The following is a 21,928-nucleotide window of genomic DNA, read 5'->3' as shown; positions in this document are numbered from 1 at the left end:
GTTGCCGCGCGATCCTCTTGCATCCGGCGCGGGCTGGCCGCAGAGTCATAACCAAATGGTCAAAAACTCCGGAGGCCCGATGACCCTGCTTGCCGCTGCCAGTGCCGTGCGTGAAAATGCCTATGCGCCCTATTCCCGCTTCAAGGTGGGGGCAGCGATCCGTGCCGCTTCGGGCAAGGTCTATGCGGGCTGCAATGTCGAAAACGTGGCCTATCCCGAAGGCACCTGCGCCGAGGCGGGGGCGATTGCGGCCATGGTGGCGGCGGGTGACACGGTGATTGCCGAGGTTCTGGTGATCGCCGACAGCCCCAGCCCGGTGCCCCCTTGCGGCGGCTGCCGCCAGAAGATTGCCGAATTTGCGGCGCAGGATGTGGTGGTGACGCTGTGCACCACTGATGGCACGCAGCAGGCGATGACCGTGGCTGACCTGCTGCCTGGCGTCTTTTCCCTGGCCCATATGGCCAAGACGTAAGTGGACGCGCGCGCTGTGATTGCCCGGCTGCGGCAGGGCAAGATGCCATCGGCCGCCGAACTGGATGCCTTTGCCAAGGGCCTGGCCACGGGCGCGGTGACGGATGCGCAGGCCGGTGCCTTTGCCATGGCGGTCTGTCTGCGTGGACTGGGCGAGGCGGGACGCGTTGCGCTGACCCGTGCGATGCGCGACAGCGGCACGCTGCTGGCATGGGATCTGCCGGGCCCGGTGATCGACAAGCACTCTACGGGCGGGGTGGGCGATTGCATATCGCTGCTGCTGGCCCCGGCGCTTGCGGCCTGCGGGGCCTATGTGCCGATGATTTCCGGGCGCGGACTTGGCCATACCGGTGGCACATTGGACAAGCTGGAGGCGATACCGGGGCTTCGCGTGGCCCTGACCCCCGACCAGTTGCGCGCGCAGATGGAAACCACCCGCTGCGCCATCGTGTCGGCATCCGCCGAAATCGCCCCCGCCGACCGCCGCCTTTATGCCATCCGCGACGTGACCGGCACGGTCGACAGCATCGACTTGATCACCGCATCCATCCTGTCAAAGAAACTGGCGGCGGGGCTGGAGGGGCTGGTGCTGGATGTCAAGGTTGGCTCGGGTGCCTTCATGAAAACCATGGCCGAGGCCGAGGCGCTGGCGCGCGCTCTGGTTTCAACCGCGCAGGGGGCGGGTTGCATGACCACCGCGCTGATCACCGACATGTCGCAGCCGCTGGCCACAGCCGCAGGCAATGCGCTGGAGGTGATCGAGGTGATGGAAACCCTGACCGGCACGTCGGTGAACGCGGCCTTGTGGGAACTGACGGCTGCGCTGGGGGGCGAGGCGCTGGCCTTGGGTGGCCTTGCCGCCGATGCCGATGACGGGGCTGCGCGGATTGAGCAGGCGCTGGAAAGCGGCCATGCGGCGGAATATTTCGGGCGGATGGTGGCGGCGCAGGGGGGCCCCGCCGATTTCGTCGAACGCTGGCCCGACCGGCTGCCCTCGGCCCCCGTGCTGCGTGAGGTGCCGGCACCCCGCGCCGGTTTTGTCGTAACGGTGGATGGCACGGCGCTGGGGCAGGCGGTGGTGCATCTGGGCGGCGGGCGGCTGCGCGACGGCGACCGGGTGAACCCTTCGGTCGGCCTCTCTGACATGGCGGGGATCGGTGAAGAGGTCAGCCGCGACCTGCCGCTGGCCATGGTGCATGCCGCGACCGAGGCGGATGCCGAGGCGGCGGTGCGCGCCGTGCAGGCCGCCTACGGCTTTGGCGATCGCGCACCGGACGAGCCGCCGCTAGTGCATGGAAGGATTGCCTGATGCCCGCGCCAGACCGCCGCGCGTTTCTGATCGTGATGGATTCTGTGGGCTGCGGCGGTGCACCCGATGCCGCCGCCTTTGGCGGTGCCGGGTTCACCGATGCGGGGGCCAATACGTTGGCCCATATCGCGCAGGCCTGTGCGGCGGGGCTGGCGGATCAGGGGCGCTCTGGCCCGCTGCGCATGCCGGTGCTGGATGCGCTGGGGCTGGGTGCCGCCGTGCGTCTGGCATCAGCCGATGCCACCCCGGGGCTGGATGCCGTGCCGCATGGCCGTTGGGGCGCCGCGACCGAAGTGTCGAAGGGCAAGGACACGCCTTCGGGCCATTGGGAACTGGCGGGTGTGCCGGTGCCGTGGGACTGGGCCTATTTTCCGGTGGAAACGCCCGCCTTTCCGCCCGATCTGGTGGCCGAAGTCTGCCGTCTGGCGGGCACTGACGGGATCCTGGGCAATTGCCACGCTTCGGGCGTGCCGATCATTCAGGCGCTGGGGGCTGAACATCTGCGCACCGGTTGGCCGATCTGCTATACCTCGGCGGATTCCGTGTTCCAGATCGCCGCGCATGAACAGGGTTTCGGGTTGGACCGGCTGATTGCGCTGTGCCGGGCCTTGGCCCCCACGTTGCACGCGATGAAGGTGGGCCGGGTGATCGCGCGGCCCTTCACCGGGGCCGAGGGGGCTTTCACCCGCACGGCCAACCGGCGCGACTTTGCCATAGCCCCGCCTGCGCCCACGCTGCTGGACTGGGTGCAGAACGCGGGCCGGGCCACGCATGCAGTGGGCAAGATCGGTGACATATTCTCGATGCAGGGCATCGGGGCGCTTCACAAGGGTGCCGACGATGCTGCACTCTTTCAACAATTGATGGCGCTTTCTGCGGCTGCTGAGCCCGGTTCCTTGACCTTTGCGAACTTTGTCGAGTTTGACAGCCTTTATGGCCACCGCCGCGACGTGGCGGGCTATGCGCGTGCGCTGGAATGGTTCGACGGCGCGGCGGGGGCATTTTTGGCCAGCCTGCGCCCGGGTGATCTGGCGCTGTTCACGGCAGACCATGGCAACGACCCCACATGGCCCGGCACCGAACATACCCGCGAACGGGTGCCGGTGCTGATCGCCGGGGCAGGGGCGGGGCCCGTGGGCCTGTGCGCCTTCACAGACATCGCCGCCACCGTCGCCGCATGGCTGGACGTTCCGGCGCAAGGAACAGGGAAAAATCTGCTATGACGATCAATGCTTTGCCCAAGGTCGAACTGCACCTGCACCTGGAAGGCGCGGCCCCGCCCGGTTTCATACGGGGGCTGGCCAAGGAAAAGCACATGGACATCGCGGGCATCTTTGATGAACGCGGCCATTACGCCTACAAGGATTTCTGGCATTTCCTGAAGGTCTACGAGGCCGCCACCGAAACCCTGAAAACCCCGATGGATTACCACCGCCTGACGTTGGCCGTCCTGGAAGAAAGCGCCGCAAGTGGCGTGATCTATTCGGAAACTTTTCTCTCGCCCGATTTTTGCGGCGGCCGCGATCTGGGGGCCTGGCGCGAATATGTGCATGCGATCCGCGAGGCGGCGGATCAGGCGCAACGTGACATGGGCATCACCCTGCGCGGCATTGTCACGGTGATCCGGCATTTCGGCCCCGACAAGGCGCGTGAAACCGCCCGGTGTGCTGTGGAAACGGCGGGCGATTTCATCACAGGCTTTGGCATGGCGGGCGACGAGCTTGCGGGCAAGCCGAAGCACTTCGCCTATGCCTTTGACATGGCGCGCGAAGCTGGCTTGCGGCTGACGGCGCATGCGGGTGAATGGGGCGGGCCGCAAAGCATCCGCGATGCGCTGGCCGATCTGAAGGTGGAACGTATCGGCCACGGGGTGCGCGCCATCGAGGATCTGGCGCTGGTGGATGAGCTGGCAGAAAAGGGTGTCGTGCTGGAGGTTTGCCCCGGCTCGAACATCGCGTTGGGGGTCTTTCCCGCATGGCGCAAGCACCCGATTGCCGAGTTGTTCCGGCGCGAGGTGAAAGTAACCGTGTCCACCGATGACCCGCCGTTTTTCCACACGACGATGGCCAATGAATATGACCGGCTGGCAGAGGCATTCGAATGGGATGATGGTGTGTTCCGCAAGATCGCTCGCACCAGCCTTGACGCCGCGTTTTGTGATGAAGATACCCGTGCGCAAATCCTGAAACGGCTGGAGGCTGCCGATGCTTGACCATCTGACCATCGTGACCCACCCGCTTGTGCAGCACAAACTGACCATCATGCGCAAAAAGGAAACCTCGACTGCCGGTTTCCGTCGCCTGCTGCGCGAGATCAGCCTTTTGCTGGCCTATGAAGTGACGCGCGAGCTCGACATGACGACCATGCGCATCGAAACCCCGATCTGCGAGATGGACGCGCCGATACTTGATGGCAAGAAGCTGGCGCTGATTTCCATCCTGCGGGCGGGCAACGGGCTGATGGATGGCATATTGGAGCTGATACCTGCGGCGCGGGTGGGGTTCATCGGGCTTTACCGCGACCCCGAGACGCTGCAACCCGTGCAGTATTACGCCAAGGTGCCGGAAATGCTGGAAAGCCGGTTGGTCATCGCGGTGGATCCGATGCTGGCCACCGGCAACTCTTCCGTCGCGGCCATTGACCTGCTGAAAGCGGCGGGGGCCACGAACATTCGCTTCCTGTGCTTGCTGGCTGCACCCGAAGGCATCGCGCGCATGAAGGCGGCACACCCGGATGTGCCCATTGTCACGGCGGCGGTGGATGAAAAGCTGAATGATCACGGATACATCGTGCCCGGGCTAGGGGATGCGGGCGACCGCATGTTCGGCACAAAATAAGGGATTTGCCGCTTTACTCGCAGGCGATCCTTGGGCATCATCCCCGACACGCTACATGGGGGTAGTCATGCTGTTGAAAGTCGTCACGGTGGCCGTATGGGCCGCCGTTGGTGGTATGTGCGCTGCACACGCGCAAACCATCGCTGATATCGGCGGGCCGCGCGAACAGCCGCCTGCCAGCTATACCGCGGGCCAGTATGTTGACAGCCGGGGCTGCGTGTTCCTGCGCGCGGGCTACGGCGGCACGACGCGCTGGGTGCCGCGTGTAACGAACAGCCGCAAGGTGCTGTGCGGCTATCCGCCGTCGCTGGGTGCGCCACGCGCGCCTGTGGAGGTGGCCGAGGCCGCGCCGGCGCCCGCACCTGCGCCTCGCGCCGTTGCCCGCACCACACGCCAGCCGATCGAGACGGTGGCCACCATCACCGCACCGCCGAAAATCCGCGCGACCGCGCCGCGCAGCACCGTGCCCGTCACCTCTTACACGGCGGCCCCGGTGGTGAATGCCCCCACACCCCGTGTTGTCGCGCCCCGTGTTGTGGCCCCGGCCGCCGTCGCGCCAGCCCCCCGCGTGGTGGCGCAGGTTGCGCCGCGCGCCGCCGGTTGCCCGGCCCATGCGCCATATTCCGAGCAGGTCACGCTGACCGATGGCAGCACGACGCGGCTGTGCACCGCGCGTCAGGGCACCGTGGCCCGCGTGGCCGCGCCGAAGGTGGTGACATCTGCCCCGGCCTACCGCAGCGCGGCCAGTGCAACGGGCGTGGCCTGCCCGGCATCGGCCCCGGTGGCACGGCAGTTCGGCACCACCGATGGCGGAGTGACGGTGCTGTGCACCACGGCGAACGGCGGTCTGGCCGGGGCTGTGGCCCCGCTGCGCGTTGCGCGGCAAGGGCAGGCAGCGGCGGTTCAGACGCAGCCGCAGGCGCTGGCCACTTACCGCGTATCATCGAACCAGGTGCCGAAGCCGCCGAAGGGCTACAAGCTGGCCTTCAAGGATGACCGGCTGAACCCGCACCGGGGCGAGATCACACGCAGCGGCCAGGCGCAGCAGGACAAATACTGGACGCGCGACATTCCCGCGCGGCTGATCGCCGATGTGCCGCATGGCAAGCTGAAGCTGGTGACGCTGACTGACGGGTCGCAATACTTCATCTCGACCGGACGGGCCTACAAGCCTGCGGGCGCTGTGGTGCAGCGGGTCGTCCCGGCAGAGGGGCTGGTCGTGTCGTCAAAGTCGCAGGCGGCCAAGCCGCAGCCGGGGCTGGTTGTTTCCACAAAGTCGGAACCGGCGAGCAAGAGCTATGTGCAGGTTGGCACCTTCGGGCAGGCGGGCAATGCGGCGGATGCCAAGGCGCGGCTGGCGGGGCTGGGCCTGCCGGTTGCGGGCAGCAATGTCACCAAGGGCGGCAAGGCGTTGCAGATCGTCTACGCCGGGCCGTTTGCCGATGCAGGGCAGGCGCGGGCGGCGCTGACGGCGGCGCGCAACGCAGGCTTTGCGGATGCGTTCATCCGGTAACGCCGGTCACAGGATAATCGGGCAGTCACAAACCTTGCGCCCCCGGACCAGTCCGGGGGCCTTTTTTATTCGGCGCAGATGCCTTGCAGGCTGACCCAGTCGCCATCCGCCAACACGGGCCGCGGTGGCCCCGCGCGGAACGGGTCGCCCTCGATCAGCGGCAGCACGGCCTCGCCCGTTGGATCAAGCGCATAGGCATAGGGGGTGCTGCTGATCTCGGCCGTTGCAAAGCGGGTCAGCAGATTGTCATCGGCGGGGCTGGCAGGATCAGTTTGCAGCAGAACCTCGGCATAGCCCGCAACCGCGCTTTCAGGCAAAACGCCCGTGGTCAGCAGCCGGAAGGTGGCGGTTGAGCCCGCATGTTGCAGAAGTGGGATCAGCGGGTCATCCGCCTCGGCCCGGGCGCGTTCGGCCAGCAGGAAGCCCGCCAGCGGCTCGGGGCCGTCCTGCCCGGCCACCAGCGCCTCGGGCAGCAGGATCTGCCGGTCGGGCAGGTGCAGGGGGCCTGCCAGCCCGTCACGCAGGATCAGCACCGCGCCCGGATCGGGGCCAAGCACCCGGCCCGCCAGCGTATCCAGCGCGCGTTGCCCCAATGGGTCAGCGCAGGCCGCGCCGGTCAGCCGGGTCAGATCGGCCAGGGCCATCTGCCCGATGGCCGTGCGGGTGGCCGGTGGCACGACCGAAACGGTATGCGACACCAGCGCGCCCGGCATCCAGAACACCGCCAGCAGCAGCAAGGAAACCGTCAGCCCCAGCGCCACCCGGTTGCGCAGCCGGCCCGGGTGCGGCAAGGCCGCCTCCAGCGCGCCGCGCACTGTGTCCAGCGCCGCGATCATGTCGCGCTCGTCCAGTTCCAGCGTTTCTTCCGCATCGGCCCCGGGGCCGTAGATGGCGGGCAACTGGCCGGGGTTCAGCCGCTCTACCGCAGGCAAGGACCAATGCGTCAGCGCCAGATCCGACCGGGGGTCGGTCAGCACCAGCGTGCTTTCGCCAAACTTCACCGACACGTCACGCCGCTGCGCCTCGGGCGTGGGGCGCCAAAGACCGGGGCATTCGAGTTTCTGATACTTTTTCAGCGCCGTCATTGATCTGCGGGCCGTGCCTGTGCTGCTTTTTCCATGACGATAGCCCCTTTGCCGGGATGCCACAATGACTTGTCCACAGGCCCGCGCCGGTGGTGGATTGGGGCTTGCGGCGGCGCTGCCGCCGGGCTTCCCTGTGCCCAGCAAAAGGAGCCCGAACGATGGCCAGTCCAGACCGCACCCTCGCTGCCGCCGGGGCCATCCTGATCTATGCGATGGTCATCGGCTATACCGACAATTACGTGCGGGTGATCGCAGCCGAGGGCGGGCTGTGGCAGTTTCATGCATCGCGATCGGCCATGGCGCTGGCGCTGCTGTGGCTGTTGGCGGGCCCGCTGGGCCTGCGGCTGCGCCCGGCAAACCCGCGCGCCGTGCTGGCGCGTTCGGCGATACACGGGCTGGCCATGCTGATCTATTTCGGCGCGCTGGCCTTTTTGCCGGTGGCGCAGGTGGCGGCCGGCCTGTTCACCGCGCCGATTTTTGTGCTGCTGATCAGCCGCTTCGCCTATGGCCACACCATTGGCCCGGTGCGGGTGGCCGCCGTGGCGGTGGGCTTTCTGGGCGTGGTCATGGTGCTGGGACCAGAGGCGATCAGCGGGGCATCGGCGGCGGCGCTGCTGCCCGTGTTGGCGGGGCTGATGTATGCGATGGGCAATATCGCCACCCGCGAATGGTGCGCCGGTGAAAGCGCCGAAGTGCTGCTGGCGGGGTTCTTTGCAACGCTGGGGGTGCTGGGGTTGATCGGGCTGTCGGTGCTGGCCGTGGTGCCGGTAGCGGTGCCCGAGGGTGCTGCCGGTTTCGTGCAGCGCGGTTTCGTATGGCCCTCGGCGACCTTCCTGTTCTGGACGTTTGTCCAGGCGGCAGGGTCTTTGTTCGGTGTGGGTATGATGATACGCGCCTATCAGATGGCGGCGGCCAGCCGAGTGTCAGTGTTCGAATACATCATCCTGCCCGCCTCGGCCTTCTGGGGATGGCTGATCTGGGGTGAACTGCTGACACTGCAAGCCAGCCTTGGCATGGTTCTGATCGCCCTGGCCGGGGGAATGATCGCGCTGCGCAGCCGTCAGTCGCCCACCGCCGCGCGCCAGTGACGCCGGCACAGCGACACATAGGTTTCATTCCCGCCGATCTGCACTTGTTCGCCATCGCGCAAGGGTTTGCCATCAGGCCCCTTGCGCACCACCATTGTCGCTTTCTTTCCGCAAAAGCAGATGGTTCTGACCTCGCGCATCTCATCGGCCAGCGCCAGCAGCGCGGCAGAGCCGGGGAAAAGCTCGCCCCGGAAGTCAACCCGCAGGCCGTAACACATGACCGGCACGTTCAGATCATCCACCGCCCGGGCCAGCTGCCAGACCTGTGGCTTTGACAGGAACTGCGCCTCGTCGATGAAGATGCAGGCCACCGGCCCCTGCGCCAGCCGGCCGGTTATCTTGGCGAACATGTCTTCGCCCGGCGCGAAAGTATCGGCAGCCTCGCCGATACCGATCCGGCTGGCAATGCGCCCCTCGCCCGCGCGGTTGTCGAACTGCGCGGTGATCAGATAGGTTGCCATGCCGCCCTCGCGGTAGTTGTGCGAGGCTTGCAGCAGCGCGGTCGACTTGCCCGCGTTCATCGTGGAAAAATGGAAATACAGCTTGGCCATGCGGGCGGGATAGCCGAAGCCGCGCCCCGGTTTCAAGGCGAAAGCAAGCCCGTTCAGTCGCAGGAACCCGCCGCGCACCGGCTGCAAACCTGCATGCGCGACGGGCCGCACCTATGCCGGTGCTGGGGACACCGGCCACTCGTTAAGGCACCGGCTTCCCGGTGCTCAAATCTGCATGACAATTTCTTGTGATCCGATTAATGGGAAAAGCCTGAGTGATTTCCCCGGCAAGGCCGGGCGCAAGTGAAAGGTTGCCATGAGCGTCGAATCCTATCTGAAGAAGCACAGCGAAGCCCTTGTGAAAGATGTGGGAATCGAGGCCTCCTGTGCCTTGACCGGCAAGTCGAAGGCGACGCTGGGGCGGTATTATTCCGAACAGGATGAGCATGACGACCGGTTCATGCCCATCGATGTTGTGGCTGCGCTGGAAGGGGCCGCGCGCTTTCCGCACGTGACCAGCGCGCTGGCCGATCTGCGTGGCATCACGCTGTCTTATGACGCGGAAAAGCGGAATTCAGCCTCGGGCGGGGTGAATGCCGACGTGGTGGCGCTTGCGCAGCGTTTTGCCATGCTGATGGCGGAATACAATCAGGCGATCGGCGACGGGGTGATTTCCGGCAACGAAGCCAGACGGTTGCTGCGCGAAACCCTGGCCATCCAGCAGGTGCTGCTGGATATGAAACTGAACCTTGAGGAAGAGGCGGGGTAAGCGCCAGAGCCCCGCGACGGGCCCTGCCTTGCGGGACTGGTGCGGGCAACGCCGCCACTTTCCCGGCAAGATCAAAAGGCCCCGCCAAAGCGGGGCCTTTGAAATTCAGGCAGCGCGGCCGGCCGGGCGGCGCGGGCGGAAGGCCTTGCGCGGCGATTCCGCGCCACCAACCTCTGCCGGCCGAGAGGGTTTCTGGCCCTGCGGCTTTTGCCCCATCGGCTTTGCGCCCATCGGCTTGCCATGGCCCTGCGGCTTGCCACGGCCTTGGCCGCCCCGGTTCTGCCCCGGGCGCGGCGCGGCAGAGGCCGCATCCATCGACCATGCGGCACCACCCAGCACCGGGATCGGTGCCTTCAGCAGTTTTTCCACCGCCTTCAGCTCGTCCATCTCGGCGGGCGCGCAGAAGGCCACAGCCTTGCCCTCGGCCCCCGCGCGGGCGGTGCGCCCGATGCGGTGGACATAGTTTTCCGGCACATTCGGCATGTCGTAGTTATACACATGCCGCACGCCCGAAATGTCGATGCCGCGCGCCGCCACGTCGGTCGCCACCAGCACATCCAGCGTGCCGTCACGAAACTCCTGCAAGGTGCGTTCGCGCTGGTTCTGGCTTTTGTTGCCGTGGATCGAACCCGCCTTGAAGCCCCAGCTTACCAGCAATTTCATGAGTTTCTCTGAACCATGCTTGGTGCGGCCAAAGACCAGCGCCATTTCGCCCGGATGCTGTTTCAGATAGCTCTCCAACAGCTTGGCCTTGTCGCCCTGCGGGATGAAGTGCACGCCTTGCACAATCTTTTCAATGGGTTTGCCCGGCGGGGCCACCTGCACCTTGATCGGGTCGCGCAGATAGGTCTGGGCCAGATCCTCGATCAGCTTCGGCATCGTGGCCGAAAACAGCAGGGTCTGGCGCTTCATCGGCAGGTGTTTGGCGATCTTTTTCAGGGCGTGGATAAAGCCCATGTCCAGCATCTGGTCGGCCTCGTCCAGCACCAGATAGCCGGTGTATTCCAGCGTCAGGGCGCTGCGGTCCAGCAGGTCGATCAGCCGCCCGGGGGTGGCGACCAGCACATCGGCGCCGCGCGCCAGCCGTTCGGACTGGCGGAAGATCGAGGCGCCGCCGGTGATCGTGGCCACCTTCACGGCCGTGCCCTTGGTGAAAACCTCAAGGTTTTCAGAGATCTGGCTGACAAGTTCCCGCGTGGGGGCCATGATCAGGGCGCGCACGGTGCGCGGCGCGGGCGGGTGGCCGATATCCAGCAGCCGGTGCAGCAGCGGCAGGCCGAAGGCCGCCGTCTTGCCGGTGCCGGTCTGCGCCAGACCCATCAGGTCGCGGCCCTGCATGATATGCGGGATGGCCTGCAACTGGATCGGGGTGGGCGTGGTATATCCTGCCTTTTCAAGGCCTTTGGTCAGTTTTGGGCTAAGGCCCAGGCTTTCGAACGTGCTCATATGCGTCTTTCCGGCGCGGGGGGAAGGCCCGCGCAAAGGGGTCTGGCCCCATCATCGGGGCAGCCGGAGGGGCGGCCCGCAGCTGAGACACATGACAGCACGCCACACGCCCCGAACGGGTCGCGGTGCCCCTGCGTGAAGGTGGGAACCTGGGTTTGACCGGCCCTTGTCCCTGATGACAGGGCAGCTGCTCACGCGGCAGCGGGCACTCGGTTGAGGGGGAGATGAGGGGTTTTGACCCGGATGTCAAGGGTGTGATTGTGATGCACAGGGGATGCACGGGGGAGTTTGGCGGGCTTGGTGGGGGGACCGATGATTAGGGTGAGTGACTTCACGCACCCTACGGCTTGCTAAGCTAATTCGCTATTTATCTCCGAGCGAAGCCTAATCGACGAGGTGTTTATAACTTCTGACAGCAAAAGTCTTTTTGCCTTTTCGCTCCGAGCGGGATAGATACTGCGCATCTCCTTCCAACCTTTTATCTTAGTTTCGCTAACGACGATCGACTCAACAACAGATAGGATTTCTATCCAATCATCTTCACTAAGCCTGTTGTCTTTAAGCAAATCAAGCAGTCGCTTTTTTTCGAAATCACGCCACTCACGTCGTTTGCTGAGCGCCTCAGCGAATACGGCCGCGGTATTTCTTGAACGAAAAAGGTCTCTCGCGGCCATAGCAACCACCACAGAGCTAAAGAACGTTGCCGCGATTTCAGTGAATGGAATTACTGCGAAAATCGACATTCAATTCTCCGTAGATGTACGCACAGAGATACGGAAATCAAGGAACGGCTGGGATTCTTTGAGATGCATCCGGACCCTCTGGAGAAGATGTGCCAAACCAAACCCTATCATAAGAATTATGGCGGAATAGTAAATGCTATTGTCCGCTACAACAGTTAGAGTAACTCCTCCCTCACCCCCGTCTTTCGCGCTATTTTGTGTCAAGCCCTCTATTTGCTTTGGCGGGAAATCGCTCGAAGGAAGAGTTGCAACTGAACCAGTGGCCGCCACCGTACTAGCGTCCACTGCGACACGAATCGCAGAGCCGTAAACCAGGCATAAAAAGCCAACGGCCAAGAAGCCAATAAAGAAGAGGTACTTTTTGTCTGTGCTGAACGCCAGTGACGCTACATACATGATTGCAGACACGAGAAGTGTTCCTGCGCTTATTTGGTGAGTATATCCTAATTCGATCATAAGTGGAGCAAGCGGCGCAACTAATACGCTTACGACAGCAATAAAAAATTCCTCTCTTGGGTCGCACTGGCCCTTTACGCCTGACATGGGTGCTCTTTCTAAACTTGTTTCTATCCGAATACTCTTAGACATAGTCACAAATGCTTCAAGAGCCATCTTTCACCCCTGCAACGTCCGCACCCCAATCCCCTCACCCCGTGCCTTCATCGCCTCCACCGCCGCTATACTCGCCGCGGCGGTGGTGAAATACGGGATCTTGTCATACAGCGCCACGGCGCGGATGTCGCGGGAATCCGAGATCGCCTGCGCGCCTTCGGTGGTGTTCATCACCAGCGCGATGTCGTCGTTCTTCAGCATGTCCACGATGTTCGGGCGACCCTCATAGACCTTGTTCACGCGGGTGGACGGGATGCTGGCGGCCTCCAGCCACAGGGCGGTGCCGCGGGTGGCGATGATTTCGAAGCCCATGGCCACCAGATCGCGCGAGGCCTGCGCCAGCGCCTCGGTCTTGTCGCTGTCTTTCACCGACAGGAAGACGCGGCCGGATTCCGGCAGGTGGGTGCCCGCACCCATCTGCGCCTTGAGGAAGGCCAGCGCGAAGGTGCGGTCCCAGCCCATGACCTCACCCGTTGACCGCATCTCCGGCCCGAGCAGGGTATCGACGCCGGGGAAGCGGGCGAAGGGCAGGACGGATTCCTTCACCGAGAACCAGGGCGTGATCGGGTTGGCCAGCGTCAGCGGGTCGGCCAGCGGCAGCACGGTGTCGGGGCCGACGCCTGCGGCATAGGGCGCGCGCATCGGGAAGGTGCCGAGTTTTTCCCCGGCCATCAGCCGGGCGGCGATGGAGGCGATGGCACTGTCGGTCGCCTTGGCCACGAAAGGCACGGTGCGCGAGGCGCGTGGGTTCACCTCCAGCACATAGATGTCATCCCCCTTGATGGCGAATTGCACATTCATCAGCCCCACGACATTGAGGGCCAGCGCCATCTGCACGGTCTGGCGTTTCAGTTCGTCAATGGTGGCGGGGCTGAGGGAGTGGGGCGGCAGCGAGCAGGCGGAATCGCCGGAATGCACGCCGGCCTCTTCGATATGTTCCATGATGCCCGCAACATGCACGTCTGTGCCGTCTGACAGGGCGTCCACATCAACCTCGATCGCGCCGGACAGATAGCTGTCAAGCAGAACGGGGTTGTTGCCCGACACCTGCACAGCCTCGCGGATGTAGCGTTCCAGCTGCGCATCGTCGCGGATGATTTCCATGGCACGGCCACCCAGCACGAAGGAGGGGCGGATGACCAGCGGGTAGCCGACGGTGGCGGCAACCGCGAAGGCCTCGTCCCGGCTGCGGGCGGTGCCGTTTACGGGCTGTTTCAGGCCAAGGCGTTGCAGAAGCTGCTGGAAACGCTCGCGGTCTTCGGCCAGGTCGATGGCATCGGGCGAGGTGCCCAGGATCGGGATGCCTTCCTCATGCAGGGCATTGGCGAGTTTCAGCGGGGTCTGGCCGCCGAATTGCACGATGACGCCGTGGAGGGTGCCGTTTTCCTGCTCCACCCGCAGGATTTCCAGCACATGTTCCAGCGTCAGGGGTTCGAAATAGAGCCGGTCGCTGGTGTCGTAATCGGTGCTGACGGTTTCGGGGTTGCAGTTGATCATGATGGTTTCATAACCGGCGGCGGTCAGCGCATAGCAGGCGTGGCAGCAGCAATAGTCAAACTCGATGCCCTGGCCGATGCGGTTGGGGCCGCCGCCGAGGATCACCACCTTTTTGGCGGCAGAGGGGCGGGCCTCGCATTCCACATCGCCCATGACGGGGGACTCGTAGGTGGAATACATGTAGGGGGTCTGCGCCTCGAACTCGGCGGCGCAGGTGTCGATGCGTTTGAATACGGCGGTGACGCCCAGATTGCGGCGGGCACGGCGCACCACGGCCTCATCCCGGCCTGTCAGTTTGGCCAGACGGGCATCGGTGAAGCCCAGCATTTTCAGGCGGCGCAGGCCATCGGCGGTCAGCGGCAGGCCCTGGGCGCGGATGCTGGCCTCGGCGTCAATGATTTCGCGGATGCGGGCCAGAAACCACGGGTCAAAGGCGGTGGCGTGTTGAATGTCGTCGTTGGAAAGGCCATGGCGCATGGCTTGGGCGATGACGCGGATGCGGTCTGGCGTCTGGGCCGCCAGCGCCTTGGTGATGGCGATACGGTCGGGGGCACCCGCGATGGCAATCTCGTCAAAGCCGGTGAGGCCGGTTTCAAGGGATGCCAGCGCCTTTTGCATTGCCTCGTGGAAGGTGCGGCCAATCGCCATCACCTCGCCCACCGATTTCATCGCGGTGGTGAGGTTCGGCTCGGAGCCGGGAAATTTTTCAAACGCAAAGCGCGGGATCTTCACGACCACATAGTCGATGGAGGGCTCGAAGCTGGCGGGGGTGACTTTGGTGATGTCATTGTCCAACTCGTCCAGCGTATAGCCGACGGCGAGTTTTGCGGCAATTTTCGCGATGGGAAAGCCGGTGGCCTTTGACGCCAGTGCGGATGACCGCGACACGCGGGGGTTCATCTCGATCACCACCATGCGGCCATCCACCGGGTTGATCGCCCATTGCACGTTCGATCCGCCGGTTTCCACGCCGATCTCGCGCAGCACGGCGATGGAGCCGTTGCGCATGATCTGGTATTCCTTGTCGGTCAGCGTCAGCGCCGGGGCCACGGTGATGCTGTCGCCGGTATGCACGCCCATCGGGTCGATGTTCTCGATGGCGCAGACGATGATCGCGTTGTCCTTGCGGTCGCGGACCACCTCCATCTCGAATTCCTTCCAGCCCAGAAGGGATTCGTCGATCAGGATCTGTGCGACAGGCGATGCGTCGAGGCCGGAGCGGCAGATGCGTTCGTAATCGTCGCGGTTATAGGCCACGCCGCCGCCGGTGCCGCCAAGGGTGAAGGCGGGGCGGATGATGGCGGGCAGGCCCACATATTCGATCGCGGCCATGCATTCGGCGACGCCTGCGGAAATGTCGTATCGGCCATTGGGCAGTTTCGGGGCGGCAATGATGGTGGCCTTGGGGTTTTCCAGCCCGATCCGGTCCATCGCCTCGCGGAACAGCTTGCGATCTTCTGCCATTTCGATGGCCTGCCGATTGGCCCCGATCAGCTGGACGTTATACTTTTCCAATATTCCCATGTCGGCCAAGGCCAGCGAGGTGTTCAGCCCGGTCTGCCCGCCCATTGTGGGCAGCAGCGCATCGGGGCGTTCCTTTTCGATGATCTTGGCGACAACCTCAGGGGTGATCGGCTCGATATAGGTGGCGTCGGCCAGCCCCGGATCGGTCATGATCGTGGCGGGGTTGGAGTTCACCAGGATCACCCGGTAGCCCTCTTCGCGCAAAGCCTTGCAGGCCTGCGCGCCGGAATAGTCGAATTCGCAGGCTTGCCCGATGATGATGGGGCCGGCACCGATGATCATGATGGAGTGGATATCGGTTCTTTTCGGCATGGTCGGCCCCGTGTTCTATGGCTCCGCATGCCGGGTGGCAGCGGGCGTTTCGGATTCGCAAGCGTTGCGCAAATTGGCGCGGTTATAGACATGGGCGGTGGGGGCGCAAGGGTGTGCGGTCGCATTTCCCTGCTTGCGCCCGGTTCGGGGGTGCATCGCCCTGCCGCAGTGTCGCACCCGGCCTGTTCCCGGTGGTGAGCCCGTGCTAGATGGCCCAGAAGGCACGTGACGGCAGAACAAAAGGCGACGGGGTGATCCCATGGGCATGATCCTGTGTGAATTCGGGCCAGATGGCGGCCCGGTGCTGTTCGACCGGCCCGAGGTTGTGATCAGCGTGGATGACCCTGCCGCCCTTGCCCCGGCGCTGGCGGAACTGGAGGCGGCGCGCGCGGCGGGCAAATGGCTGGCGGGCTATGTCGCCTATGAGGCGGGCTATGCGCTGGAGCCGCGGCTGGCCCCGCAGATGCCGCGGGACCGGCCCACACCCCTGCTGTGTATGGGTATTTTCGCGGCCCCCGGCGATGCGGCGGCTACGCTGGCGCGCGCGCATCAGGCGGGGCTGACGACGGGCATCAGCCGCCCGCATCCGATGATCACCCGCGCCGCCTATGACGCTGCCATGGCGCGGCTGCTGGGCTATATCGCCGCTGGCGACTGCTATCAGGTGAACCTGACCTTTCCGATGCGGGCGGAACTGGTGAAGGGCACGGCGCTGGGGCTTTATGGCGCGCTACGGCGCACCGGGGCGGTGGGGCACGGGGCCTTTGCCGATCTGGGCGGGCCGGTGGTGGTGTCACGCTCGCCCGAACTGTTCTTTGCCATCGACGCGGGCGGGCGCATCGTGACGCGCCCGATGAAGGGCACCGCCCCGCGCCACCCCGATCCGGCGCAGGATGCCGCCGTTGCGGCGGCATTGCAGGCCAGCGCCAAGGACCGCGCGGAAAACCTGATGATCGTGGATCTGCTGCGCAATGACATCTCGCGGCTGTCGCAGGTGGGCTCGGTCCGGGTGCCCGCGCTGTTTGCCATGGAAACCTACAGCACCGTGCATCAGATGACCTCGACCGTCGAGGGGCAACTGGCGGGGCCGGTCACGCTGGCGGGGCTGCTGGCTGCGCTGTTTCCCTGCGGGTCGGTCACGGGGGCACCAAAGATCCGCGCGATGCAGATCATCCGCGAACTGGAGCGGCAGCCGCGCGGCGTCTACTGCGGGGCGGTGGGTTGGCTGGCCCCCGACGGGCGGGCGGATTTTTCAGTGGCGATCCGCACCATGACGGTGACGGGGCGGCAGATCGTGATGAATGTGGGTGGCGGGGTGGTGCATGGGTCCACCGCGCAGGGCGAATGGGAGGAGGCGCTGTGGAAAGCGCGCTTCGCGGCGGCGGCGGTGAGCCGGGGCTGAGGCTGATCGAGACGCTGCTGTGGGATGGCGCGGCTTTCCCCCGGCTGGCGGGGCATGTGGCGCGGCTGGAGCGGTCTGCCCGCCTGCTGGGCTGGCCCTGCGCCGACCCGGGCCCGACCCTGCGGGCCGCAGCGCCATCCGGCCCGGCACGCCTGCGCCTGACGCTGGATGCCGAGGGTGCGCTGGAGGTAACGGTGGCCGCGCTGCCCGCGGCGCTGGCCCTGTGGCGCGTCGGGCTGGCCGGGGCCAGCCTGAACTCCGCCGACCCCTGGCTTGGCCTGAAAACCACCCGCCGCGCCGCCTATGACGCCGCGCGTGCCGCCCTACCGCCGGGGCTGGACGAGGTGGTGTTCCTGAACGAACGGGGTGAGGTCTGCGATGGCACGATCACCACGCTGTTTTTCGACTTGGGCACGGGCCTATGCACGCCGCCACTGGCGTCGGGGCTGCTGCCGGGCGTGCTGCGGGCGGACATGCTGTCCAGCGGCATGGCGCGCGAGGCGGTGCTGCAAGGCCGCGACCTGCCCCGCGCGCGGCTGTGGCTGGGCAATGCGTTGCGCGGTCTGGCCCCGGCGATCTGGGCGGGGTGAGCTTGCATTCTGGCAAAAGTATCCCAGCCTGAGACCCCCGGCGGGCGCCCAAGAATTTTCGAAAATTCTTGCAAAAATCTTCGAAGATTTTTGGGCGGGCGGCGATCAGGCGGGATCACATGCAGCCCTGTCGGAGGCCTGCGGCGCGGATATTTGGGCCAGTAAGAATGCGGGGTGCGGGGCACGTGACTTTGGCGCGGCCTTGACTTTGGCCCTTGCCCGATGTGTATCGGCGCGGAACATGAAAAGCCTCGGGAAGGGGAAAACGATGCACGCCTATCGCAGCCATACTTGTGCGGGACTGAACCGGGCCAATGTGGGGCAGGATGTGCGCCTGTCGGGCTGGGTTCACCGGGTGCGCGACCATGGCGGCGTGCTGTTTCTGGATTTGCGCGACCATTACGGCATCACGCAGGTGATCTGTGATTCTGACAGCCCGGCCTTTGCCGAGCTGGAAAAGCTGCGCGCCGAATGGGTGGTGTGCATCGACGGGCGGGTGAAGGGGCGCGATGCCGCGCTGGTGAACCCGAAACTGCCGACCGGCGAGATCGAGGTTTACGCCACCGGCATGACCGTGCTGGGGGCGGCCGATGAATTGCCGATGCCGGTATTTGGCGACGTGGATTACCCCGAGGAAACCCGGCTGACCTACCGCTTTCTGGACCTGCGCCGCGAAAAGCTGCATGCCAACATGATGTTGCGGTCCAACGTGGTGCGGTCGATCCGCAACCGGATGTGGGCGCAGGGGTTCAACGAGTTTCAGACGCCGATCATCACCGCCTCCAGCCCCGAAGGCGCGCGCGATTTTCTGGTGCCGTCGCGGCTGCATCCGGGCAAGTTCTATGCCCTGCCGCAGGCGCCGCAGCAGTTCAAGCAGCTGATCATGGTGGCGGGGTTTGACCGCTATTTCCAGATTGCGCCCTGTTTCCGCGACGAAGACCCGCGTGCCGACCGTTCACCCACCGACTTCTATCAGCTTGATATCGAGATGAGTTTCGTCAAGCAGGAGGATGTCTTTGCCGCCGTGCAGCCGGTGGTTCAGGGAATATTCGAGGAATTCGCGCCGGGGAAAAAGGTCTATGCCGACTGGCCGCTGATCGCCTATCGGGATTCGCTGCTGTGGTATGGGTCGGACAAGCCCGATCTGCGAAACCCGATCCGGATGCAGATCGTGTCGGATCATTTCCGGGATTCGGGCTTTGCGATTTTCGCCAAGCTTTTGGAGAATGCAGGCACCGAGGTGCGGGCCATTCCGGCCCCGGGCGGCGGGTCGCGCAAGTTCTGCGACCGCATGAACGCCTTTGCCCAGAAGGAAGGGCTGCCGGGGATGGGGTATATCTTCTGGCGCAAGGCCGAGGACGGGTCGGGCATGGAAGCCGCCGGGCCCTTGGCCAAGAACATCGGGCCGGAGCGGACCGAGGCCATTCGCCTGCAACTGGATCTGGGCGAGGGCGACGCGGCCTTCTTCCTTGGTGGCAAACCGGAGAACTTCGAGGCTGTCGCGGGGCGTGCGCGCAATGAGATCGGGCGGGAGTTGGGGCTGACCGAGCAGGATTGCTTCAAATTCGCATGGATCGTCGATTTCCCGATGTATGAAAAGACGGATGAGGGCAAGATCGACTTCAGCCACAACCCGTTCTCGATGCCGCAAGGGGGCCTTGAGGCGTTGCAGGGCGATCCGCTGAATGTCTATGCCTATCAATATGATCTGGCCTGCAACGGCTATGAACTCATCAGTGGCGGCATCCGCAACCACAAGCCGGAGATCATGTTCAAGGCATTTGAACTGGCGGGTTATCCGGCGTTGGAGGTGGAGAAGCGGTTCGGCGGCATGGTCAAGGCGTTCAAATACGGCGCGCCGCCCCACGGTGGCTGTGCGGCGGGGATCGACCGGATCGTGATGCTGCTGGCGGATGAGGCGAACATCCGCGAGGTCATCATGTTCCCGATGAACCAGCGCGCCGAAGACCTGCTGATGGGTGCGCCGTCAGAGCCGCTGAACGCGCAATTGCGCGAGCTGAACCTGCGGGTGGTGCCGAAGGAATGAGCCTTTACGCCGCATCGGTGCCGGTCTTTGCCCGCTATCTGGGGCAGGCGGCGCGGATGGCGGAGCGGGCGAGCGAGGCGCAGCTGGCGCAGGGGCTGGCCGATGCCTTGCCGGCGGGTGCGCAACTGGCCACGGCGGCGGGCTATGCGCTGCGGGTTGCCTGCCCGCTGGCAGGGCGTGCTGTGCCCGACTTGCCGGAGGGGGCGGACAAAACGGCGCTGGCGCGGCGTTTTGCGGCGGTGCAGGCGGAGCTGGCCCGGCTGGCCGCCACCGATTTCATCGGGGCCGAGGCGCGTGTGATCTGCCACCGCGCGGGCTTTGCCGATCTGGAGCAGGATGGCGCGACCTTTCTGCACCAGTATGGCATGCCGAACTTCATGTTTCACCTGACCATGGGTTACGCCAGCCTGCGCGCGGCGGGGCTGGCACTGGGCAAGGCTGATTTCGACGGGCTGCACCATTATCCCGGCGGGTTCCGGTTTTCCTGAAGCGCGGTCAGCCCCGTTGTGTCGCGCGCGGCAAAGCGCCATAACCTGCAACGGGCAGCACGGGGATGGCGGTGATGACAGACAAGCGGTTTGGTGTTGCGGTGCCTGATTGGGTCGCCCCGCCGCGCCCTGAGGGTGTGCTGCTGGAGGGTCTCTATGCGCGGCTGGAGCGGCTGGAGGCCGACACCCATGCCGCCGACCTGCACCGCGCCTTCAGCGTGGATGACGGCTTGTGGGATTATCTGCCCTATGGGCCGTTCGGATCGTCGGCGGGATATCACCGCTGGGTCAAGGCCAGCGCCAGCGGCACGGATCCGCTGTTTTACGCGCTGCGCGACCGCGAGACCGGGCATTGCGGCGGGGTGGCCAGTTACCTGCGCATCACGCCAGAGGCCGGGTCGATCGAGGTGGGGCATATCTGCCTGTCGCCCGAGGTGCAGCGCGGGCGGGTCAGCACCGAGGCGACGTTTCTGATGATGCAATGGGCCTTTGATGCGGGCTACCGGCGGTACGAGTGGAAGTGCGACGCGCTGAACCTGCCCTCGCGCCGCGCGGCGGAACGGCTGGGCTTTGCCTATGAGGGGCTGTTCCGGCAGGCGGCGGTGGTCAAGGGCCGTAACCGCGACACCGCCTGGTATTCCGTGATCGACAGCGAATGGCCGTCGCTGCGCGAGGCCTACCGCGCCTGGCTGTTGCCTGCGAATTTCCGTGCCGATGGCAGCCAGCGCGAGCGGTTGTCCGACCTGACCCGACTGGTGCGTGGCGGGGACCGCTAGGCTGATCTTGCGGCCCGCGCCGGTCTATTGCGGCCGCTGAGCCGGATCACGGCTTTTCATCCTGGCTGAAGGCCCGGGTTTCGCCAAGCCGTTGCGCCAGAAGATGATCGAGCCGTTGCAGTCCGCTGTGGCTGTGACGGGCGGCTTTGGCGGCTTGTTCCAGAACCGTGTCGTTGCTGCTGCGGGCCAGACTGGTGACAAAGGCGGCAAGATAGGCGTGGCTTGGCTTTTGCAGCGTGCTGGAAAGATGGGCCGCCGACAGGTTGCGCGAATGCAGGGCCAATTCGCGTGTTGGCCAAACGGAAAGGCCCTGCGCGGCGGTTCCGCCATCGCCTGACGCGCGGGTGATCAGGTGCCGGGTCAGGCGCCGCGCCTCGGCCAGATCATCCTGCAGGGCCAGCGGATCGGGCGGGGGCAGCACATCAGCCTGCACCAGCCCCTGTGGCAGCGGGGGCAGGCCCAGCACCGCGCACTGAAAGGCCGCAAGGCCCGGCAGCGGCTTGTCAAGAAACCCGTCTGCGCCAGCGGCCAGCGCCATGCCGCGCCCATCCGGATCACCGCTGCACCCCAAGATGCGGGGGCGGGATGGGCCATGCAGCACAAGATCGCGGATCAGCCCCTCGCCCCGGCCATCGGGCAGGCCCAGATCGACGATCACCGCATCGGGGCGATAGACTGACAGATGCGCCCGGGCCGCATGCAGGTTGGCAGCGCGGCGCAGACGCGCGCCCGACCGCTGGCACAAGAGCCGCAGCGCATCCGACGCGAAACGGCTGTCTTCCACCGCCAGAACCGTCAACCCGGCCAGTGGCAGCAGCGGCTGTGCGGCCAGATCCGGCGGGGTCAGCCGGGTATGCAGCGAGGCGGGAGGCATTGGCGGCTGGGGCATGGTGGGCCTTCGCGCAGGGCGGTGGACATGCAGGCAAGC

The 21,928-nt window shown here is 65.2% G+C and carries 20 protein-coding genes; 13 read left to right on the top strand and 7 right to left on the bottom strand.

Translation table 11 applies throughout. The features are described from left to right. Positions 1 to 55: 55 nt before the first annotated feature. The 6 genes from GEU84_RS08155 (at position 56) to GEU84_RS08130 (ending at position 6,130) form a co-directional block, all read left to right on the top strand. Positions 56 to 472: a cytidine deaminase gene (locus tag GEU84_RS08155; RefSeq protein ID WP_277604898.1), complete on the top strand. Its 417-nt coding sequence runs from the start codon at positions 56 to 58 to the stop codon at positions 470 to 472. Beyond that, positions 473 to 1,780 carry a thymidine phosphorylase gene (locus GEU84_RS08150; RefSeq protein WP_174539474.1) on the top strand — a complete coding sequence of 436 codons (1,308 nt, stop codon included), beginning with the start codon at positions 473 to 475 and terminating at the stop codon, positions 1,778 to 1,780. Further along, a complete protein-coding gene (locus GEU84_RS08145; protein WP_174539473.1) occupies positions 1,780 to 3,003 on the top strand; it encodes a phosphopentomutase in 1,224 nt (407 codons plus the stop codon). Before GEU84_RS08150 ends, GEU84_RS08145 begins: the two co-directional genes overlap by 1 nt. Then, positions 3,000 to 3,992, top strand: a complete 993-nt coding sequence (locus GEU84_RS08140) for an adenosine deaminase (RefSeq protein WP_174539472.1) — start codon at positions 3,000 to 3,002, stop codon at positions 3,990 to 3,992. The genes GEU84_RS08145 and GEU84_RS08140 overlap by 4 nt, the downstream gene beginning before the upstream one ends. Beyond that, entirely contained in the window at positions 3,985 to 4,617 is a 633-nt protein-coding gene (gene upp / locus GEU84_RS08135) for a uracil phosphoribosyltransferase (protein ID WP_174539471.1), read from the top strand. The genes GEU84_RS08140 and upp overlap by 8 nt, the downstream gene beginning before the upstream one ends. 67 nt (positions 4,618 to 4,684) lie before the next feature. After that, positions 4,685 to 6,130 (top strand): SPOR domain-containing protein, encoded by a 1,446-nt coding sequence (locus GEU84_RS08130; protein ID WP_174539470.1) that lies wholly within the window; start codon positions 4,685 to 4,687, stop codon positions 6,128 to 6,130. Positions 6,131 to 6,195: 65 nt separating this feature from the next. On the opposite strand, the gene GEU84_RS08125 is transcribed toward GEU84_RS08130, so the two are convergent. Continuing rightward, positions 6,196 to 7,215: a hypothetical protein gene (locus GEU84_RS08125; RefSeq protein WP_174539469.1), complete on the bottom strand. Its 1,020-nt coding sequence runs from the start codon at positions 7,213 to 7,215 to the stop codon at positions 6,196 to 6,198. Positions 7,216 to 7,373: 158 nt separating this feature from the next. Here GEU84_RS08125 and GEU84_RS08120 point away from each other — a divergent pair, with 158 nt between their 5' ends. Beyond that, positions 7,374 to 8,303 (top strand): DMT family transporter, encoded by a 930-nt coding sequence (locus tag GEU84_RS08120; protein WP_174539468.1) that lies wholly within the window; start codon positions 7,374 to 7,376, stop codon positions 8,301 to 8,303. On the opposite strand, the gene GEU84_RS08115 is transcribed toward GEU84_RS08120, so the two are convergent. After that, a complete protein-coding gene (locus tag GEU84_RS08115) occupies positions 8,276 to 8,854 on the bottom strand; it encodes a thymidine kinase (protein WP_174539731.1) in 579 nt (192 codons plus the stop codon). The genes GEU84_RS08120 and GEU84_RS08115 overlap by 28 nt on opposite strands. A gap of 256 nt (positions 8,855 to 9,110) precedes the next feature. Between GEU84_RS08115 and GEU84_RS08110 the strand changes: the two genes are divergently transcribed. Next, positions 9,111 to 9,563, top strand: coding sequence for a hypothetical protein (locus GEU84_RS08110; protein WP_174539467.1), 453 nt, complete (start codon positions 9,111 to 9,113; stop codon positions 9,561 to 9,563). 105 nt (positions 9,564 to 9,668) lie between these two features. Here GEU84_RS08110 and GEU84_RS08105 read toward each other — a convergent pair whose 3' ends face one another. From GEU84_RS08105 to carB, 4 genes are all read right to left on the bottom strand, one after another. Then, a complete protein-coding gene (locus tag GEU84_RS08105) occupies positions 9,669 to 11,009 on the bottom strand; it encodes a DEAD/DEAH box helicase (RefSeq protein WP_174539466.1) in 1,341 nt (446 codons plus the stop codon). 350 nt (positions 11,010 to 11,359) lie between these two features. Then, positions 11,360 to 11,752: a hypothetical protein gene (locus GEU84_RS08100; protein WP_174539465.1), complete on the bottom strand. Its 393-nt coding sequence runs from the start codon at positions 11,750 to 11,752 to the stop codon at positions 11,360 to 11,362. Then, positions 11,753 to 12,364 carry a hypothetical protein gene (locus GEU84_RS08095; protein ID WP_174539464.1) on the bottom strand — a complete coding sequence of 204 codons (612 nt, stop codon included), beginning with the start codon at positions 12,362 to 12,364 and terminating at the stop codon, positions 11,753 to 11,755. A gap of 3 nt (positions 12,365 to 12,367) precedes the next feature. Further along, positions 12,368 to 15,697, bottom strand: coding sequence for a carbamoyl-phosphate synthase large subunit (gene carB / locus GEU84_RS08090; protein WP_174539463.1), 3,330 nt, complete (start codon positions 15,695 to 15,697; stop codon positions 12,368 to 12,370). Between the two features lie 265 nt (positions 15,698 to 15,962). On the opposite strand from carB, the gene GEU84_RS08085 reads away from it, so the two are divergent. The 5 genes from GEU84_RS08085 to GEU84_RS08065 all read left to right on the top strand — a co-directional run bounded on the left by GEU84_RS08085 (position 15,963) and on the right by GEU84_RS08065 (position 21,000). Continuing rightward, positions 15,963 to 17,099 carry an aminodeoxychorismate synthase component I gene (locus GEU84_RS08085; protein WP_174539730.1) on the top strand — a complete coding sequence of 379 codons (1,137 nt, stop codon included), beginning with the start codon at positions 15,963 to 15,965 and terminating at the stop codon, positions 17,097 to 17,099. Continuing rightward, positions 17,057 to 17,689: an aminotransferase class IV gene (locus GEU84_RS08080; RefSeq protein WP_420899276.1), complete on the top strand. Its 633-nt coding sequence runs from the start codon at positions 17,057 to 17,059 to the stop codon at positions 17,687 to 17,689. The genes GEU84_RS08085 and GEU84_RS08080 overlap by 43 nt, the downstream gene beginning before the upstream one ends. Positions 17,690 to 17,957: 268 nt before the next feature. Beyond that, a complete protein-coding gene (gene aspS, locus GEU84_RS08075; protein WP_174539461.1) occupies positions 17,958 to 19,736 on the top strand; it encodes an aspartate--tRNA ligase in 1,779 nt (592 codons plus the stop codon). Further along, positions 19,733 to 20,224, top strand: coding sequence for a DUF1993 family protein (locus tag GEU84_RS08070; RefSeq protein WP_174539460.1), 492 nt, complete (start codon positions 19,733 to 19,735; stop codon positions 20,222 to 20,224). Before aspS ends, GEU84_RS08070 begins: the two co-directional genes overlap by 4 nt. 74 nt (positions 20,225 to 20,298) lie before the next feature. After that, entirely contained in the window at positions 20,299 to 21,000 is a 702-nt protein-coding gene (locus GEU84_RS08065) for a GNAT family N-acetyltransferase (RefSeq protein WP_174539459.1), read from the top strand. Positions 21,001 to 21,046: 46 nt separating this feature from the next. On the opposite strand, the gene GEU84_RS08060 is transcribed toward GEU84_RS08065, so the two are convergent. Beyond that, positions 21,047 to 21,874, bottom strand: coding sequence for a response regulator (locus GEU84_RS08060; RefSeq protein WP_174539458.1), 828 nt, complete (start codon positions 21,872 to 21,874; stop codon positions 21,047 to 21,049). Between the last annotated feature and the right edge of the window lie 54 nt (positions 21,875 to 21,928).

The organism is Fertoeibacter niger (assembly GCF_009380135.2).
GTDB classification, from domain to species: Bacteria; Pseudomonadota; Alphaproteobacteria; order Rhodobacterales; family Rhodobacteraceae; genus Fertoeibacter; species Fertoeibacter niger.
The sequence above is the reverse complement of the archived record's forward strand: the minus strand, read 5'-3'. Positions and strand labels throughout refer to the sequence as shown.

Bases quoted from the DNA above. Each gene is read 5' to 3' on its own strand.
- GEU84_RS08155 (WP_277604898.1), top strand. From the start codon at position 56: ATGGTCAAAAACTCCGGAGGCCCGATGACCCTGCTTGCCGCTGCCAGT.
- GEU84_RS08145 (WP_174539473.1), top strand. From the start codon at position 1,780: ATGCCCGCGCCAGACCGCCGCGCGTTTCTGATCGTGATGGATTCTGTG.
- GEU84_RS08140 (WP_174539472.1), top strand. From the start codon at position 3,000: ATGACGATCAATGCTTTGCCCAAGGTCGAACTGCACCTGCACCTGGAA.
- upp (WP_174539471.1), top strand. From the start codon at position 3,985: ATGCTTGACCATCTGACCATCGTGACCCACCCGCTTGTGCAGCACAAA.
- GEU84_RS08130 (WP_174539470.1), top strand. From the start codon at position 4,685: ATGCTGTTGAAAGTCGTCACGGTGGCCGTATGGGCCGCCGTTGGTGGT.
- GEU84_RS08125 (WP_174539469.1), bottom strand. From the start codon at position 7,215: ATGACGGCGCTGAAAAAGTATCAGAAACTCGAATGCCCCGGTCTTTGG.
- GEU84_RS08120 (WP_174539468.1), top strand. From the start codon at position 7,374: ATGGCCAGTCCAGACCGCACCCTCGCTGCCGCCGGGGCCATCCTGATC.
- GEU84_RS08115 (WP_174539731.1), bottom strand. From the start codon at position 8,854: ATGGCCAAGCTGTATTTCCATTTTTCCACGATGAACGCGGGCAAGTCG.
- GEU84_RS08110 (WP_174539467.1), top strand. From the start codon at position 9,111: ATGAGCGTCGAATCCTATCTGAAGAAGCACAGCGAAGCCCTTGTGAAA.
- GEU84_RS08105 (WP_174539466.1), bottom strand. From the start codon at position 11,009: ATGAGCACGTTCGAAAGCCTGGGCCTTAGCCCAAAACTGACCAAAGGC.
- GEU84_RS08100 (WP_174539465.1), bottom strand. From the start codon at position 11,752: ATGTCGATTTTCGCAGTAATTCCATTCACTGAAATCGCGGCAACGTTC.
- GEU84_RS08095 (WP_174539464.1), bottom strand. From the start codon at position 12,364: ATGGCTCTTGAAGCATTTGTGACTATGTCTAAGAGTATTCGGATAGAA.
- carB (WP_174539463.1), bottom strand. From the start codon at position 15,697: ATGCCGAAAAGAACCGATATCCACTCCATCATGATCATCGGTGCCGGC.
- GEU84_RS08085 (WP_174539730.1), top strand. From the start codon at position 15,963: ATGATCCTGTGTGAATTCGGGCCAGATGGCGGCCCGGTGCTGTTCGAC.
- aspS (WP_174539461.1), top strand. From the start codon at position 17,958: ATGCACGCCTATCGCAGCCATACTTGTGCGGGACTGAACCGGGCCAAT.
- GEU84_RS08070 (WP_174539460.1), top strand. From the start codon at position 19,733: ATGAGCCTTTACGCCGCATCGGTGCCGGTCTTTGCCCGCTATCTGGGG.
- GEU84_RS08065 (WP_174539459.1), top strand. From the start codon at position 20,299: ATGACAGACAAGCGGTTTGGTGTTGCGGTGCCTGATTGGGTCGCCCCG.
- GEU84_RS08060 (WP_174539458.1), bottom strand. From the start codon at position 21,874: ATGCCTCCCGCCTCGCTGCATACCCGGCTGACCCCGCCGGATCTGGCC.